Origin of the sequence: Pseudomonas sp. 8209 (assembly GCF_028682105.1) — a bacterium.
GTDB lineage: Bacteria > Pseudomonadota > Gammaproteobacteria > Pseudomonadales > Pseudomonadaceae > Aquipseudomonas > Aquipseudomonas palmensis.
Window position 1 is genome coordinate 300,366 of the sequence record NZ_JANIAH010000005.1, and the last position, 16,906, is coordinate 317,271.

Consider the following 16,906-nt stretch of genomic DNA (forward strand, 5'->3'; position numbering starts at 1 on the left):
CCGCCATGGCCTTTACCGACCCGTTCATCCGTCGCCCGGTGCTGGCCAGCGTGGTCAGCCTGCTGATCGTGCTGCTGGGGTTCCAGGCCTGGAGCAAGCTGCCGATCCGCCAGTACCCGCAGATGGAAAACGCCCTGATCACGGTGACCACCGCCTACCCAGGGGCCAACGCCGAAACCATCCAGGGCTACATCACCCAGCCCCTGCAGCAGAGCCTGGCCAGTGCCGAAGGCATCGACTACATGACCTCGGTGAGCCGGCAGAATTTTTCGGTGATTTCGATCTACGCGCGCATCGGCTCCGACAGCGACCGGCTGTTCACCGAGCTGCTGGCCAAGGCCAACGAGGTCAAGAACAAGCTGCCCCAGGACGCCGAGGACCCGGTGCTGAGCAAGGAAGCCGCCGATGCCTCGGCGCTGATGTACATCAGCTTCTACAGCAAGGAGCTGAGCAACCCGCAGATCACCGACTACCTGTCGCGGGTGATCCAGCCCAAGCTCGCTACCCTGCCCGGCATGGCCGAAGCCGAGATTCTCGGCAACCAGGTGTTCGCCATGCGCCTGTGGATCGACCCGGTGAAGCTGGCCGGCTACGGCCTGAGCGCCGGCGATGTGACTGCCGCGGTGCGCCGCTACAACTTCCTGTCCGCCGCCGGCGAGGTCAAGGGCCAGTACGTGGTCACCAGCATCAACGCCACCACCGAACTCAAGTCGGCCGAAGCCTTCGCCGCCATCCCGCTCAAGACCAAGGGCGACAGCCGCGTGCTGCTGGGCGATGTGGCACGGGTGGAGATGGGCGCGGAGAACTACGACACGGTCAGCTCGTTCGACGGCACGCCGTCGGTGTACATCGGCATCAAGGCCACCCCGGCCGCCAACCCGCTGGACGTGATCAAGGAGGTGCGCAAGCTGATGCCGGAGCTGGAAGCGCAGTTGCCGCCCAACCTCAAGGCCTCCATCGCCTATGACGCCACGCTGTTCATCCAGGCCTCCATCGACGAGGTGGTCAAGACCCTGGTCGAGGCGGTGCTGATCGTGATCGTGGTGGTGTTCCTGTTTCTCGGCGCGCTGCGCTCGGTGCTGATCCCGGTGATCACCATCCCGCTGTCGATGATCGGCGTGCTGTTCTTCATGCAATTGATGGGCTACTCGCTGAACCTGTTGACGCTGCTGGCGATGGTGCTGGCCATCGGCCTGGTGGTGGACGATGCGATCGTGGTGGTGGAGAACATCCACCGCCATATCGAGGAGGGCAAGACGCCGTTCGACGCCGCGCTGGAAGGCGCCCGGGAGATCGCCATGCCGGTGGTCTCGATGACCATCACCCTGGCGGCGGTGTACGCCCCCATCGGTTTCCTGGAGGGCCTCACCGGGGCCCTGTTCAAGGAGTTCGCCCTGACCCTGGCCGGGGCCGTGGTGATTTCCGGCATCGTCGCGCTGACCCTGTCGCCGATGATGTGTGCCCTGCTGCTGCGCCCGGAGCAGAACCCCAGCGGCCTGGCCCATCGTCTCGACCAACTGTTCGAGCGGCTCAAGCGCCGCTACCAGACGCTTTTGCACGGCACCCTCGAGACCCGGCCGGTGGTGATCGTGTTCGCCCTGATCGTGCTGTGCCTGATCCCGGTGTTTCTGATGTTCAGCAAGAACGAGCTGGCCCCGGACGAAGACCAGGGCATCATCTTCATGATGGCCACCGCCCCGCAACCGGCCAACCTCGATTACCTGAACGCCTACACCGACGAGTTCATCACGATCTTCAAGTCATTCCCCGAGTACTACTCCTCGTTCCAGATCAACGGCTTCAACGGCGTGCAATCGGGCATCGGCGGCTTTCTGCTCAAGCCGTGGAACCAGCGCAGCCGCACCCAGATGGAGTTGCTGCCCGAGGTGCAGGCCAAGCTGGCGACCATCAGCGGCCTGCAGATCTTCGGCTTCAACCTGCCCTCCCTGCCGGGCACCGGCGAAGGCCTGCCATTTGCCTTCGTGATCAACACGCCGAATGACTACGTGTCGTTGCTGGAAGTGGCGCAGCGGGTCAAGGACCGCGCCCAGGCCTCGGGCAAGTTCGCCTTCCTGGACATCGACCTGGCATTCGACAAGCCGGAGGTGGTGGTGGATATCGACCGGGCCAAGGCGGCGCAGATGGGGGTGTCGATGGATGCCCTGGGCGGCACCCTGGCCACGCTGCTGGGCGAGGCCGAGATCAACCGCTTCACCATCGAGGGGCGCAGCTACAAGGTGATCGCCCAGGTCGAGCAGGCCTACCGCGACAACCCCGGCTGGCTGAACAACTACTACGTGAAGAACGAGCAGGGCCGGATGCTGCCCCTGTCGACCCTGATCAGCGTCAGCGACCGCGCGCGGCCGCGCCAGCTCAACCAGTTCCAGCAGCTGAACTCGGCGATCATCCAGGGCTTCCCGCTGGTGAGCATGGGCGAGGCCCTGGAGACGGTGCGCAGCATCGCCCAGCAGGAGGCACCGGCAGGCTTCGCCTTCGACTACAGCGGGCAGGCACGTCAGTTCGTGCAGGAAGGCAGTGCGCTGTGGGTGACCTTCGGCCTGGCACTGGCGATCATCTTTCTGGTGCTGGCGGCGCAGTTCGAGAGTTTCCGCGACCCGCTGGTGATCCTGGTGACGGTGCCCCTGTCGATCTGTGGAGCATTGATCCCGCTGTTTCTGGGGTGGTCGAGCATGAACATCTACACCCAGGTGGGGCTGGTGACGCTGATCGGGCTGATCAGCAAGCACGGCATCCTGATCGTCGAGTTCGCCAACCAGTTGCGCCTGCACAAGGGGCTGACTGCGCGGGATGCCGTAGAGGAAGCGGCAGCGATACGCCTGCGGCCGGTGCTGATGACCACGGCGGCGATGGTATTCGGCATGGTGCCGCTGATACTGGCGACGGGCGCCGGGGCGGTGAGTCGGTTCGACATCGGCATGGTGATCGCCACCGGGATGTCGGTGGGCACGCTGTTCACGTTGTTCGTGTTGCCGTGCGTGTATACGTTGCTGGCCAGGAAGGAAATGCCGAGTACGGCGCTGGAATCGAGTTGAACGCATCGCGGGTCAAGCCCGCTCCCGCAAGGATCACTGCAACCCTGTGGGAGCGGGCTTGACCCGCGATGGGTCGATACATTTCATCACCCGTTGGAGCGCAGCCCCCGGCTCATGCCGAACAGGAACAACAGCAGGTCATGGTCCGGTTGCGCCGTGACGACCGGCTTGGCCGTCCGCGGCAGCGGACACTGCGCGCCCAGGTCGATGGAACTGAGCACCTGCGGACGCGGCTCCTCCCACGCGGCGAAAGCCACCGAAGCCACCGCCAACGCCACAAGCAGAAACAAACCTCGTGCTATTTCTAGTTTCATTGCTCTAAACCTTTGACAGCGCTGCCAAACGCCACTTCGTAAAAGTAGAGCAACTTCTTCCAGTCCGCATCGTTCCACGACGAATGGCGGCGCAGTTGCTTCAGGTCATTGGCGGCCGCACGCTGGCAGCTGATGCGCCGGCGGCACTTCTCCAGGTCCAGCAAGGCGACCTCGGCACGCGCATCCGCGCCCTCGCCGGTCACCTTCACGAAAATATGCTTGCTGTACAGGCAGCCATGCTGCCAGTGCCCGCGGTGCATGCGCGCCAGGTTGCCGGCCAGGTCCTCGAGCACCCGGTCGTGCAGCGCCTCGCCGTGCTGCTCGCGCCCGCCGCCGGCGTACCACAGGTCGATCTCCTCGAAACCATCCAGCGCCTCGCTGACCAGCAGCGCCCGCCACTGGTGCTGGGCATCGCGCTCCACGCCGCAATAGACGATATGCGGCACCCGCACGCCCAACTGCTCGAAACTGCTCAGGGCAGCGAACTCACGCAATACCGTGGGGCGACCGAAGGGGTGCAGCAGGCTGCGGTAGATATGCCCGACCTGGCGCTTGGCATACAGCAGATGGCCCGTCTCGTCGCTCAGGCGCTGCACGCCGCTTTCGCCGCCACGCCGCTGGTTGGGTGCCTCCACCCATTCGCCCTGGCGCTGCCAGAAGTAATCGAATTGATCCGAGACCGCCGTACCGCCCGTTCCTTCCACAGCCATTCCTTCACCCCTTGCGCAATACGTAAACTCGCCACATCGCATAGAACGGCAAAAAGTCCATTCGTTCCTGAATACGGAAACCTGCGGCCTCGAACTCCTGTTCAACCGTAGCAGCTGGTAACACAAAACGGTTCTGGTAACTGCCATCGGCCTGCCCGTTGTTACGGCGTGCTTCCAGGCGCTTACGCCGCCAGGCCTTGATGTTGCCGTCCACCCACAACGAGATGATCACGCTGTCGCGGCTAACCCGTTGAAACTCCGAAAGAATCGCCTTGCGATGGGCCGCTTCGCCAATGTGGTGGAACAGCCGCATGCAGAAAATGCTGTCTACCGCGTTGTCCGGCAGATCGATGGCGAAGGCTGATGTCTGCAAGGGCCGTACCCGTTTGACCACTTCTGCCGGTTGCGACCCGCAGGCGATCTGCAGCATGGCGGCGGAATTGTCGGCGCCGATGATCACGCGGTTGGCCTTTTCGGCCAGCAGCGGCCAGAAACGGCCGGCACCGCTGGGCAGGTCCAGCACCAGGCCAGGCTCGCCGGCCAGCGCCAGGGCACGCCGGGCCAATTGCTCGTCACGCTGGTGGGACAAGCGGCGGGCAATGCCGTCCTGGTGCTTGTGCAGGTACTGTTGAGCGTGCTGCTCGTCGTACTTTTCGGAAAACTTGAGCTTGATGGGACTGCGCATGGTGCATCTCCTGACTCCAATGCCGCCTACCTTAAGCAGGGCGACGTTGGCGTCAGGTCATGCGAACGTGAAAAAAATGTCAGGTTGCGTCGCTAAGTTACAAGGTGTTTCCGGAGGCCTGCGACCCAGCCGTGCCCAATTTCACATGGAACCGGCAACCATGGGGTTCGGCGGCGCTCAGGCTGACGCTCCAGCCCTGGTCCTCGCAGATCCGCTGCACCAGAGACAGGCCCAGCCCGAGCCCTTCCCCGCGTTTTTCGCCGCCGCGCACGAACGGCTGAAACATGGCCTCGCGATGCTCCTCGGGAATTCCCACGCCGCTGTCCTCGACGGTGAAGCCATCGGGCTCCAGGGTGAGGCGGATGTACCCCTGGTCGGTGTAGTGCGCCGCATTGCGCAGCAGGTTGCCCATCACCGATTGCAGGAACGTGGCGTTGTACAGGGTCGGCAGCGCGCCGGTGTCGTGGTAGGTGAGGGTCAGCCCCTTCTGCTCGATGGTGTCGCGCCAGACGCCGATCAGTTCGTTGCCCACCTCGCGCAGGCTTGCCCGCGAAGCGACGGCACCCTCGTCGCGCTGGGCGCGGGCGAGCATGAGGAAGGTCTGCACCAGCTCGCGCATTTCTTCGGTGGCCCGCGAAATGCGTTCGACCTGGGCGCGGGCGCGATTGTCGATGGCCGGGTTCTCCAGCAGCAGCTCGCACGAGCTGGCCAGCACCATCAGGGGCGTGCGCAGTTCATGGCTGACATCGCTGGTGAACAGCCGCTCGCGGGTCAGTGCATCGCGCAGGCGCCCCAGGGTGGCGTCGAAGGCCACCGCCAGTTGCCCCACTTCGTCGGCCGCGTAGTCCGGCGCCAGGGGCGGCGCCAGGCCCAGCAACTGGTCGCGGTGGCGCACCTGGCGCGCCAGCCGGATCACCGGGGCCATCACCCGCCGTGCCAGCACCCAGCCGAGGAATACCGCCAGTGCCAGGCTGAGCACGAAGCCCACCACCACCACGGCGAACAGCACGCGCTCGCGTTCTTCGAAATCGCTCTGGTCCTGCAGCAGCACGTAGTGCCGCCCGTCCACCACCTCGACCATGGCGTGGTACGACAGGTGCTCGCGAAACACTTCGTGAAACCCCGGGGTGAGGTGGCGCAGGTCCTTGGGCAGGTCGAAGTCGTCGCGCCCGCCACTGTAGTAGAACAACTGGTCGGGCCGCGGACGGTGGCTCCACTCCGATACGCTGTCCATCAGCAGCATGCGCTTGAGGTCGCCCCCCAGTACCGAGGAGATCAGGCGCTCCTCCACCAGGTGCACGGTGGCCACGATGCCGAAGGCGAAGGCCCCGGCCACCAGCGCGCTCATCAGCGCGAAGGCGATGATGATGCGCTGGGCAAGGCTTTGCTTAAACTCCATCACGACCCTCGGCCAGTCGATAGCCAACACCGTGCACGGTATGCAGCAGGGGCTTGTCGAATGGCTTGTCGATCACCTGGCGCAACTGGTGGACGTGGCTGCGCAGGCTGTCGCTGTCGGGGCAGTCGTCGCCCCACAGGGCTTCTTCCAGTACCTCGCGGCGCAGCACGTGGGGGCTCTTCTGCATCAGCACTGCAAGCAGCTTGAGGCCGACCGGGTTGAGCTTGAGGAACTTGCCCTGGCGGGTGACCTCCAGAGTGTCGAGGTCGTAGCTCAGGTCGCCGACGTTCAGGCTGCGCCGGCCACCGCCCTGGGCCCGGCGCAGCACCGCTTCGATGCGCGCGGCCAGTTCCGACAGGGCGAACGGCTTGAGCAGGTAGTCGTCGGCGCCGGAGCGAAAGCCCTGCAGGCGGTCGTCGAGCTGGTCGCGGGCGGTCAGCATGATCACCGGGGTATCGCGCCGGGCATCCTCGCGCAGGCGCTTGCACAGCGTGTAGCCGTCGATGCCGGGCAGCATGATGTCGAGCACGATCAGGTCGTAGTGCTCGGTGGCAGCCAGGTGCAGGCCCGACAGGCCGTCCTGGGCGCAGTCGACGGTGTAGCCCTTGAGGCCCAGGTAATCGGCCAGGTTGGCCAGGATATCGCGGTTGTCTTCAACCAGTAGAATTCGCATCGGTACCTCTCCCCGTCCTCGTTTGCCTGCTTGGCAGGCGCAGCTTAAGGCCATCGCCCAGGCCCCGCCAGCGCCGCATGGATTTAATCGCAACTGACATTTTTTTCACCCCAGCTTCACACATAGCGTAGGCGCGCCGGCACACAATCGGCAGTTTCCATTGCCTGCCTGGACCCTGCCATGCCTGCCACTCCCCCTTTGCCCGCGTCCCGCCCGCTGAACCTGTGGATTGCCCTGGGCATTCCGCTGCTGACCGCCGTGTGCCTGATCCTGCTGGAGCTGACCGACCTGGACATGGCCCTGGCCAACCTCGCGTTCGACCCGCAGGCGGGCCAGTTCATCGGTCGTCACAGCTATTTTCTCGAAGACATCCTGCATGACCGCGCCAAGGAGCTGGTGATCCTGTTCGCGGTGCTGGCCATCGTCGGCTTTGCCGCCAGCTTTGTGCTGCAGCCCCTCAAGAGCTGGCGCCGGGAACTGGGTTGCCTGGTGCTGGCGATGGGCCTGTCGACCGGCTTCGTGACGCCGCTCAAGGCCGCGACGGCGGTGCAGTGCCCCTGGAGCCTGAGCGAATTCGGCGGCCAGGAAACCTACAGCAAGCTGTTAGAGGCCCGCCCCGCCACCGACAAGCCAGGGCGCTGCTGGCCGGGCGGGCATGCGGCCACGGGGTTTACCCTGTTTGCGCTGTTTTTTGTCCTGCGTGATCGCAAGCCACGCCTGGCCAAGGCTGCGCTGGTGTTCGCCTTTGGCCTGGGGGTGGTGTTTTCGGTGGGCAGGATGCTGCAGGGCGCCCACTTCTTTTCGCACAATGTGTGGACAGCGGTGTTCTGCTGGCTGATCGGGTTGGGGTGCTACTGGCTGGTGTTGTATCGCAAGCCGTCACTGGCCGCTTCGCCAGCCAGGCTGGCACCTACAGGATTCGCTGAACGTCTGTAGGAGCCAGCTTTGCTGGCGAAGGGTTTCTGCCAGACATAAAAAAGCCCCGCACAAGGCGGGGCTCTTCTTCAAGCGGGTAAGGCTGGCTTACATCATGCCGCCCATGCCGCCCATGCCACCCATGCCGCCCATGTCAGGCATGCCACCGGCAGCCTTGTCTTCAGGCGCATCGGCAACCATGGCTTCGGTAGTGATCATCAGACCACCGATCGAGGCCGCGGCCTGCAGAGCCGAACGGGTCACCTTGGCAGGGTCCAGGATGCCCATTTCGATCATGTCGCCGTACTCGCCGGTAGCAGCGTTGTAACCGAAGTTGCCCGAACCTTGCTTGACCTTGTCGACTACCACGCTTGGCTCGTCGCCGGCGTTGGCAACGATCTGGCGCAGTGGGGACTCGACGGCGCGACGCAGCAACTGGATACCCACGTTCTGGTCTTCGTTGTCGCCCTTGAGCTCGGCAATGGCCTGCAGCGAGCGAACCAGCGCCACGCCACCGCCAGGTACCACGCCTTCTTCGACGGCTGCGCGGGTAGCGTGCAGGGCGTCTTCAATGCGGGCTTTCTTCTCTTTCATTTCAACTTCGGTGCCGGCACCGACCTTGATCACGGCAACACCGCCAGCCAGCTTGGCCAGACGCTCTTGCAGTTTTTCACGGTCGTAGTCCGAGGAAGTCTCTTCGATCTGGGCACGGATCTGCTTGACGCGTGCTTCGATGTCGGCTTCAACGCCAGCACCGTCGATGATGGTGGTGTTTTCCTTGGACAGGGTCACGCGCTTGGCGTTGCCCAGGTGCTCCAGGGTGGTCGACTCCAGGCTCAGGCCGATTTCTTCGGAGATCACGGTACCGCCGGTCAGGACGGCGATGTCCTGCAGCATGGCCTTGCGGCGGTCGCCGAAGCCAGGTGCCTTGACCGCAGCCACTTTCACGATGCCGCGCATGTTGTTGACCACCAGGGTAGCCAGCGCTTCGCCTTCGACGTCTTCAGCCACGATCAGCAGCGGACGACCGGCCTTGGCAACGGCTTCCAGTACTGGCAGCAGTTCGCGGATGTTGGAGATCTTCTTGTCGACCAGCAGCAGCAGCGGGCCGTCGAGCTCGGCAACCATGGTGTCCGGCTTGTTGACGAAGTAAGGGGACAGGTAGCCACGGTCGAACTGCATGCCTTCTACAACCGACAGTTCGTTTTCCAGGCCCGAGCCTTCTTCGACGGTGATCACGCCTTCTTTACCGACTTTTTCCATGGCTTCGGCAATGATTTCACCGATGGAGGTGTCGGAGTTGGCCGAGATGGTACCGACCTGAGCGATGGCCTTGGAATCGGCGCATGGCTTGGACAGGTTCTTCAGCTCTTTGACGATGGCGATGGTGGCCTTGTCGATACCGCGCTTGAGGTCCATCGGGTTCATGCCGGCAGCAACGGCCTTGAGGCCTTCGCTGACGATGGCCTGAGCCAGAACGGTAGCGGTGGTGGTGCCGTCGCCCGCTTCGTCGTTAGCCTTGGAGGCCACGTCTTTCAGCAGTTGGGCGCCCATGTTCTCGAAGGCGTCCTTGAGTTCGATTTCCTTGGCAACCGAAACACCGTCTTTGGTGATGGTTGGCGCGCCGAAGCTCTTGGCCAGAACCACGTTGCGGCCTTTCGGGCCCAGGGTCGCTTTTACCGCGTCAGCCAGAACGTTGACGCCAACCAGCATTTTCTTACGGGCGGAATCGCCGAATTTTACGTCTTTAGCAGCCATGATCGTTTAATCCTTGAATACTTTGGAGTAACGGGAAACCAGCGGATCAGCCTTCGATAACGGCGAGAATCTCGTTCTCAGCCATTACCAGCAGGTCTTCGCCGTCAACTTTCACAGTGTTGCTGCCCGAGTACGGGCCGAAAACCACCTTGTCACCCACTTTCACGGCCAGCGCGCGCACTTCGCCGTTGTCCAGGATGCGGCCGGTACCCACGGCGACGATTTCGCCACGGTTGGGTTTTTCAGCGGCCGAGCCTGGCAGAACGATACCGCCAGCGGTTTTCGATTCTTCTTCGCTGCGACGGATGACGACGCGGTCATGCAGAGGACGAAGCTTCATTGTCGATCTCTCCTGATAGTGGTTTTCATCGGCCGGTATCGTTACCGGCGTGTTGATGCTTTCGGCGTAGCCGATCGTGGACCGCGGGGCGGGCCACGCATGTATTGTCTGGGGCAAATGCCCAGAAACCTTGCGGTGACCCATACATGAGGTCGGCCAAGGCGATTACAAGGCTTGCCGATGAAAATTTTTGCAGGCCGGCGCGCCAAATGAAAAACGGCCCCGAAGGGCCGTTTCATGCTACGCGGGCGAGCGCTCGCGTCACGGGTCACGCTTTTCGTATTCGCCTTCGATCACATTGGGCTGACGCGGTGCACCTGGCGGCGCATTGAACGGGTCGTCGCCGAAGGCGCGCTGACGCATGGCCTGGGCTTCGGCGCGCTGGCGCAGCTTGTTGGCCAGCAACCGGCGGCTGAACGGCAACAGCACGATCAGGCCGATCACGTCGCTGATGAAGCCGGGGAGCAACAGCAGACCGCCACCCAGGGCCAGCATCAGGCCGTGGAACATGTCTTCGGCCGGCAATTCGCCGCGCTGCAGGCTCGCCCGCGCACGCAGCGCGGTGGCAAGGCCTGCGACCCGCACCACCAGCACACCAAGGGCCGAGCCCGCGATGATCAGCAGCAGCGCCGGGAAAAATCCGATCGCGGTGCTGACCTTGAAAAACACATACAGCTCGAGCACCGGGAAAAGCAGAAACAGCAGTAGAAAAGCACGCATCAAGGGTTCCTCTACGCAAGATGTCCTTGCAGGTACGACCTTAAATGGTTGCTGGCCGTTGCAATTTCAACCCTCGACCGCCTCGCGGTCAGGCCACTGTTCGGCGCGGGCCAGCAAAACCAGGGCTTCGCGTACTTGTATCGGTGTATTGCAAGACCTTGGAAACGCCAGCCAGTGCAGGCCCTGGCCGATGCGCAGGTGCATGCCCTCGGTATCGATCCCTACCAGCGAGGCCGGTGCGCTGGCAGGCAGGCCGCTGAGCTCAACGTAGTGCGCGATGGCGTTGGCATGGTCGTCGTTCATGTGCTCGACCATGCTCACCTCGGCCTTGCCGGCGAACGGGTTGGCCAGGGTCACGTCGTCCAGCCAGTGAATCGCGCCGAAGCCGCCGATATAGCGATGGCGCACCGGCCTGAGCCCCCAGAAGTCGAAGTCGTGGGCGCTGTGGTACTGGCTCGATTCGGGGAAGTAGCGGTAATAGCGCCCGGCGGCGGCCTCGATGGCCTCGGGGTCGGCCAGCTTGTGGGCCTCGGCCATCACGGTAAGACGACCCACCGCCTGCACGTCCTCGGCATCGCGCTCGCCTACCAGCAGCGAACACTTGGGGTCTTTTTGCAGGTTGTGGGTGTGCTGGGCAATGCGACTGATCAGGATCAGCGGGTTACCGTCGGCGTCCAGGCAATACGGCACCACGGAACCGAAGGGGAAGCCGGGCATCGATTTGGAATGGGTCGAGAGTACGCCACGGTACTCCTTGAGCAGCAGCTCTCTTGCCTGCCTTGCAGCCTTCGCGCTCACGGGGGTGCTCCTGGGAAAGGTGTGATCGCGACAAGCTAATCATTATCAGTGGCGATTGCCAAGGGGCCTGCAGGCGCCGGCCCCTGAATGCGAAAGCGGTTTACCAGGCCACGCCGAAGCCGACGGTGTAGCGCGTCTTGTCCAGGTCGCTGTCGCTGGTGCCGCTGATGATGTCCTTCTCGGCCTTCAGGTTCAGCGATGCCCATTCGGTGACCTTGTAGCGCAGGCCCACCTCGGCATCCAGGCTGTAGTCCGCCACGCCGCCCAGCGGCTTGCCAACCTCGCCGTTGGTGAACAGCTCGACCGACTTGCCGATCAGGTAGCGGTTGTAGTCCCACTTCACGCCCAGCGAATAGAAGTTGTCCTTGCCGCCGTCGCTGTACTCGTAGTCGGTGCGGTTGAGCAGCGAACCCAGCGAGAACGCGCCCAGCTCGTCGTCCCAGAACTGGTAGCCCGGGCCGGTACCGACCGTGCGCTGGCGGGTCAGGTCTTCGATGTGGTCGCGCTTGTAGTTCAGACGCCCCTGCCAGAACCACTGCTCGGTAATGAAGCGGTCCAGCGCGTATTCGGCGCTCCAGTTGTTGGTGGTGGTCGTGTCGTTCTTGGTCTCGCGGTTGTACTCGCCCTCGGCGTTATGCCGCCAGCGACCGTGACGGGCAGTGGTCTTGAAGTCGACGTCGTAGTCGTCACTGTCGGTTTCGGCGCGCTTGTAGTCCAGTGCCAGGTCGATGTTGCCCTTCCACAGCATGTCTTCGACCAGCGGCTTGGGCTTCATGATCTGCTGGATGCTGGCCAGTTCAACCGCCTTGGGCGCCTCGCCATTGGCCAGGATCACCTGGCCGTCTTCACCGGCCTGCAGCGACTTGGCCTTCTCGCCGGTGTAGGCGTCCTGCTTGACCAGCAGTTCCTGGTCGCTCTCCAGGGTCTTGACCTTCTTCCAGTCCAGCGCGATGGAGCCACCGTATTCGGTCTGCAGCACCAGCTTGCCACCGTCGAAGACCTTGATCTTGCCGCTGAGCCGGTCGCCGTTCTTCATCCATACGGTATCGGCCACCGCAGGGGCGCAGACACCGGTCATCACAAGGCACAACAAGGCTCTAGAATACATAGGCAGTACAGAAACTCGGGTTCGCAGAAAAATCGGGCATTATCCAGATACCCGCCAGCAGAACAAGGACTGACCCAGCCAATGCCGATGAGTTCAATTCGTATTTGTGCGCCCTGCCCCCTTCACTGCCCCGCAACGCCCCGATGAGCGCGGCCTTGACCGACGCGCAGCAGCGCGCAGAAGACCGACGGACGGCGCTCTACCTGGTGCTGGGCCAACTGCCGCCAGGCAAGGTGGTCAGCTATGGTGAACTGGCGGCCATCGCCGGCCTGGGCCGCGCGGCGCGCTGGGTGGGGCGCACCCTCAGCCAGTTGCCGAGCGACACTCGCCTGCCCTGGCACCGCGTGCTGGGCGCCGGCGGACGCCTGAGCCTGGCCCTTGGCACGCCCTCCGGGGATGAGCAGCGGGCCCGCCTGCGGGCCGAAGGGGTGACCGTCCGGAACAATCGTGTGGATATGTTGCGCCATGGCTGGCGCCCGATGGAGCACAGCGGTTAGAGTGCGCGCTTTGTTTTCGCAAACTTGAGGCAGATGTTGGCCCATGCCCCGTAAAACCTGGCGCGCTGCGCTCGCTGCCTATGCCAGCCCGTCGACCCTGGTGCTGTTGCTGCTCGGCTTTGCCGCCGGCCTGCCCTATATGTTGGTGTTCTCGACCCTGTCGGTATGGCTGCGCGAAGCCGGGGTTGCCCGTGAAACCATCGGTTATGCCAGCCTGATCGGCCTGGCCTACGCCTTCAAGTGGGTATGGTCGCCACTGCTGGACCAATGGCGCCTGCCATTGCTGGGCAAGCTTGGCCGACGCCGTTCCTGGCTGGTGCTGTCACAGATCCTGGTGGTCATCGGCCTGGTCGGCATGGGCTTTTGCGACCCGCAGAAGCACCTGTCGTGGCTGATCGCGCTGGCGGTGCTGGTGGCCTTCGCCTCGGCCACCCAGGACATCGCCGTGGATGCCTACCGCCTCGAGATCGCCGGCGACCAGCGCCAGGCCGCCCTGGCCGCCAGCTACATGGCCGGCTACCGGGTCGCCGCCCTGCTGGCCACCGCGGGCGCGCTGTTCTTTGCCGAAGGGTTCGGCTCCACCGGCTTCAGCTACAAGCACAGCGCCTGGACCGGCACCTATGTGCTGTTCGGCGTGCTGATGGTGCCCGCCCTGATCACCAGCCTGCTGATGCGCGAGCCGCCCGTACCCCTGCGTACCCAGCTGTCGGCGGCGCGCTACGGCTTCGGCCACCAGCTGGCCTCGGTCTTCGTGCTGATCATTCTGCTGGTGTCGGTACCGGCGATGTTCACCCAGCTGTACAACACCGATTTCGCCAGCGTGCTGTTCGAAGGCGCCAGCCTGCTCGACCTGCTGCTTGAAGACCGCGCCTTCCTGCGCGCGATCCTCTACATCACCCTCACCACGCTGTGCCTGTCGTCCATGGGGCGACGCGGGCTGGCCCCGGTGCTGACTCCGGTCAACGACTTCATCGTGCGCTACCGCTGGCAGGCGCTGCTGCTGCTGGGGCTGATCGCCACCTACCGCATGTCGGACACGGTGATGGGCGTGATGGCCAACGTGTTCTACATCGACCAGGGCTTCACCAAGGACCAGATCGCCAGCGTCAGCAAGATCTTCGGCCTGTTCATGACCCTGTTCGGGGCCGGCATGGGCGGCCTGCTGATCGTGCGCTTCGGCATCCTGCCGATCCTGTTCATCGGCGGTGTGACCTCTGCGGCGACCAACCTGCTGTTCCTGATGCTCGCCGACATGGGGCCGAACCTGCAGATGCTGGTGGTGACCATCTCGCTCGACAACTTCAGCTCGGGTCTGGCGACCTCGGCCTTCGTGGCCTACCTGTCGAGCCTGACCAACCTGAAGTTCTCGGCCACCCAGTACGCCCTGCTCAGCTCGATCATGCTGCTGTTGCCGCGCCTGATCGGTGGCTACTCAGGCGTGATGGTCGAGAAGTACGGCTATCACGACTTCTTCCTGATCACCGCGATGCTCGGGGTGCCAACGCTGATCCTGATTGCCTTGCACTGGCACCAGGAACTGCGGCGCGGCAAGCTGGCCCCCGTGGAGCCCGAGACCACCGAGCGCCCCGGAGCCTAGGCCAGCGACGCCAGTTCCGCGTCGTCCTGCAGCACCGTGCGCAATGGCCACAGCGCCAGCAACCCGGCGCAACCTGCCGCCAGGGCGAAGCTCAACAGGCTCGCCCCTGCCCCCAGCATCGCCAGCAAGGCGCCGCCCAGGCCCAGCAAGGCGATGGTGATCATGCCCAGCATCGCCGACACCAGGCCCTTGCTCTGCTCGCTGGAGAACAGCGTCATGCGGTACAGCACCGCGTTGGCGATGCCCAGGCCCAATGCGTACAGCGACATGCCCGCCACCAGGCTGAACACCGAAGGGTACAGCCAGGTGCCCAGCATGGCCGCGCCCAGGCCGATCAGATACGGCCACAGGGCCTTGCGGATCAGCGCGCGCAGGCTGTAGCGCTCGGCAATACGGTTGATGATCAGGTTGCCCGCAATCAGGCCGCCGAACACCGGCAATTGCCACAGCGCATAGTCCAGGGTGCTCAAGCCCTCGTCATGAATCAGCAGCACCGGCGACAGACCGATCCAGCCGATCAGCGGCAGGCCCACCAGGCCCAGGGCAGCGCTGCCGGCAACGAAGCGGCGGTTGCCCAGCAGTTGCCCGTAACCGGCCAGCAAGGGCAGCAGGTGGATGGGCTGGAAGGCCAGGCGCGTACCGTCGCGCCGCTCCACCCCCAGGGTTTCAGGCATGAAGCGGTACAGCGCGCACCAGGTCAGCACGGCGAACCCTGCGAACAGTACGAACAGCCAGCGCCACGAGACCCATTCCAGCAGCACGGTGCCTACCAGTGGGCCGAGCAGCGGCGAAAGCAGCGCGATGTTGGCCAGCAGGGCCATCATGCGCACCGCATCCGCCTCGCTGAAGGCTTCGTTCAGGGCCGGGTAGCTGACCGTGACCACAAAGCCCAGGCCGATACCCTGCAACAGGCGCAGCAGGTTGAACAGCTCGATGCCCTCGACCCAGTAGGTGGCCAGGCAGGCCAGGCAGAAGATGGCGCACCCCCACAGCAGCAGCGGACGCCGCCCGTAGCGGTCGGCCAGCGGGCCGATCAGCCACTGCAGCAGCACACCGCCAAGCAGGTAGAGGTTCAGCGCATGGGGGATGAATTCGGGGCTGGCATTCAGGTCGCCCACCACCGTGGGCATGGCAGGCATCACCACGTCGCTGGCCAGGTAGGTCAGCAATTCGAACAACGCCAGGGTCATGGCGAAACAGAATGCCCGGAACGGGGTGATGTTTATCAGCGGGGTAAGCATGGCAAGGCCTGGCAGGGAAAATCAGCCAGCCTGTATGCCAGAAAAGGCAAAGGTCGAACAGTAACAAGAAGTGAACAAGTGTAATCGGTACACCCGCATCGCGGGGCAAGCCGCGCTCCCACGCGGTCATCACTGTCTCCAGACACATGATGTACCTGTGGGAGCGGGCTTGACCCGCGATGAGCTCGAGGCGTTGTTACTGCACGGCCGCTTCCTGCACCACACGGATTACCCGCTGCGGAAACGGGATGTCGATGCCCTCGGCCTTCAACCGGTCGCGCGCATGCTCGTTGAGCATGAACATCACGTCCCAGTAGTCAGCCGTCTTCACCCAGGCTCGCAGCGACACGGTGATCGAGCTGTCGCCCAGTGCCGAAATCACCGCCTGGGGCGCGCCCGGTTCCTGCAGCACCCGCGGGTCATTGGCCAGGTCCAGCAGCACCTTGCGCGCTACCTGCAGATCGGCCTCGTAGTCCACGCCCACATCGAACACCACCTTGCGGGTCGGCTGGCGGTTGGTGTTGGTGATGATGCCGTTGGACAGGCTGCCGTTGGGCAGGATCACCGTCTTGTTGTCACCGGTACGCAGCACCGTGTGGAAGATCTGGATGCTGTCCACGGTACCGCTGACCCCCTGGGCCTCGATCCAGTCGCCCAGGCGGAACGGACGGAACAGCAGGATCAGCACCCCGCCGGCGAAGTTCGCCAGGCTGCCCTGCAAGGCCAGGCCGATGGCCAGGCCGGCGGCACCGATGGCGGCCACGAACGAGGTGGTCTCGATGCCGATCATCGAGGCCACGCTGACCACCAGCAGGATCTTCAGAATGATGTTCGCCAGGCTGCTGATGAAGCCTTGCAGCGCCAGGTCGGCGTTGCGCAGGGCCAGCAGCTTGCCCAGGCGGTAGGTGACCTTGTTGATCACCCACCAGCCGATGGCCAGGGTCAGCAGCGCCAGCAACAGGCGACTGCCATATTCCATGATCATCGGGATCCAGGTCTGCGAAGTCCTGACCAGCTGATCCACTTCAGCGTTCAAATCCATAGGTTGTCTCCTGATGCCGGGCGGCAAAAAACGGGGAAAGCGTGGCGCCGCAATCG

The 16,906-nt window shown here is 63.9% G+C and carries 16 protein-coding genes; 4 read left to right on the forward strand and 12 right to left on the reverse strand.

The window, feature by feature from the left end:
* Positions 1-5: 5 nt before the first annotated feature.
* Positions 6-3,053, forward strand: a complete 3,048-nt coding sequence (locus NP552_RS12970) for a multidrug efflux RND transporter permease subunit (protein WP_054914825.1) — start codon at positions 6-8, stop codon at positions 3,051-3,053.
* Positions 3,054-3,139: 86 nt separating this feature from the next.
* Here NP552_RS12970 and NP552_RS12975 read toward each other — a convergent pair whose 3' ends face one another.
* The 5 genes from NP552_RS12975 to colR form a co-directional block, all read right to left on the reverse strand.
* Positions 3,140-3,367, reverse strand: a complete 228-nt coding sequence (locus tag NP552_RS12975; protein WP_043862096.1) for a hypothetical protein — start codon at positions 3,365-3,367, stop codon at positions 3,140-3,142.
* Positions 3,364-4,077, reverse strand: coding sequence for a lipopolysaccharide kinase InaA family protein (locus NP552_RS12980; protein WP_043862095.1), 714 nt, complete (start codon positions 4,075-4,077; stop codon positions 3,364-3,366). The genes NP552_RS12975 and NP552_RS12980 overlap by 4 nt, the downstream gene beginning before the upstream one ends.
* A 4-nt stretch (positions 4,078-4,081) precedes the next feature.
* Positions 4,082-4,762: a class I SAM-dependent methyltransferase gene (locus NP552_RS12985; protein ID WP_043862094.1), complete on the reverse strand. Its 681-nt coding sequence runs from the start codon at positions 4,760-4,762 to the stop codon at positions 4,082-4,084.
* A gap of 97 nt (positions 4,763-4,859) precedes the next feature.
* Positions 4,860-6,161 (reverse strand): sensor histidine kinase, encoded by a 1,302-nt coding sequence (locus NP552_RS12990; protein WP_043862093.1) that lies wholly within the window; start codon positions 6,159-6,161, stop codon positions 4,860-4,862.
* The gene (colR, locus tag NP552_RS12995) at positions 6,151-6,834 is read right to left on the reverse strand and encodes a two-component system response regulator ColR (protein ID WP_043862092.1); all 684 of its coding nucleotides are present in this window, start codon (positions 6,832-6,834) and stop codon (positions 6,151-6,153) included. Before colR ends, NP552_RS12990 begins: the two co-directional genes overlap by 11 nt.
* A 180-nt stretch (positions 6,835-7,014) precedes the next feature.
* Between colR and NP552_RS13000 the strand changes: the two genes are divergently transcribed.
* A complete protein-coding gene (locus tag NP552_RS13000) occupies positions 7,015-7,770 on the forward strand; it encodes a phosphatase PAP2 family protein (protein ID WP_078479532.1) in 756 nt (251 codons plus the stop codon).
* An 87-nt stretch (positions 7,771-7,857) separates the two neighbouring features.
* Here NP552_RS13000 and groL read toward each other — a convergent pair whose 3' ends face one another.
* The 5 genes from groL to NP552_RS13025 all read right to left on the reverse strand — a co-directional run bounded on the left by groL (position 7,858) and on the right by NP552_RS13025 (position 12,473).
* Positions 7,858-9,507 (reverse strand): chaperonin GroEL, encoded by a 1,650-nt coding sequence (gene groL / locus NP552_RS13005; protein ID WP_274096797.1) that lies wholly within the window; start codon positions 9,505-9,507, stop codon positions 7,858-7,860.
* Between the two features lie 46 nt (positions 9,508-9,553).
* Positions 9,554-9,847, reverse strand: a complete 294-nt coding sequence (locus NP552_RS13010; RefSeq protein ID WP_009050540.1) for a co-chaperone GroES — start codon at positions 9,845-9,847, stop codon at positions 9,554-9,556.
* A 261-nt stretch (positions 9,848-10,108) separates the two neighbouring features.
* Positions 10,109-10,567 carry an FxsA family protein gene (locus tag NP552_RS13015; RefSeq protein WP_054914827.1) on the reverse strand — a complete coding sequence of 153 codons (459 nt, stop codon included), beginning with the start codon at positions 10,565-10,567 and terminating at the stop codon, positions 10,109-10,111.
* 66 nt (positions 10,568-10,633) lie between these two features.
* Positions 10,634-11,365: a HugZ family pyridoxamine 5'-phosphate oxidase gene (locus NP552_RS13020; RefSeq protein WP_274096798.1), complete on the reverse strand. Its 732-nt coding sequence runs from the start codon at positions 11,363-11,365 to the stop codon at positions 10,634-10,636.
* A 100-nt stretch (positions 11,366-11,465) separates the two neighbouring features.
* A complete protein-coding gene (locus tag NP552_RS13025) occupies positions 11,466-12,473 on the reverse strand; it encodes a DUF481 domain-containing protein (protein WP_043862087.1) in 1,008 nt (335 codons plus the stop codon).
* Between the two features lie 143 nt (positions 12,474-12,616).
* Here NP552_RS13025 and NP552_RS13030 point away from each other — a divergent pair, with 143 nt between their 5' ends.
* Together NP552_RS13030 and NP552_RS13035 are read left to right on the forward strand one after the other, a co-directional pair.
* Positions 12,617-12,970: an MGMT family protein gene (locus NP552_RS13030; RefSeq protein WP_043862086.1), complete on the forward strand. Its 354-nt coding sequence runs from the start codon at positions 12,617-12,619 to the stop codon at positions 12,968-12,970.
* A 43-nt stretch (positions 12,971-13,013) separates the two neighbouring features.
* Positions 13,014-14,567 carry an AmpG family muropeptide MFS transporter gene (locus NP552_RS13035; RefSeq protein ID WP_043862085.1) on the forward strand — a complete coding sequence of 518 codons (1,554 nt, stop codon included), beginning with the start codon at positions 13,014-13,016 and terminating at the stop codon, positions 14,565-14,567.
* Here the strand turns inward: NP552_RS13035 and NP552_RS13040 are convergent.
* The gene (locus NP552_RS13040; protein ID WP_043862084.1) at positions 14,564-15,808 is read right to left on the reverse strand and encodes an MFS transporter; all 1,245 of its coding nucleotides are present in this window, start codon (positions 15,806-15,808) and stop codon (positions 14,564-14,566) included. The two genes, NP552_RS13035 and NP552_RS13040, sit on opposite strands and share 4 nt — an antisense overlap.
* 196 nt (positions 15,809-16,004) lie before the next feature.
* Positions 16,005-16,850, reverse strand: a complete 846-nt coding sequence (locus tag NP552_RS13045; protein ID WP_043862083.1) for a mechanosensitive ion channel family protein — start codon at positions 16,848-16,850, stop codon at positions 16,005-16,007.
* Positions 16,851-16,906 lie beyond the last annotated feature (56 nt).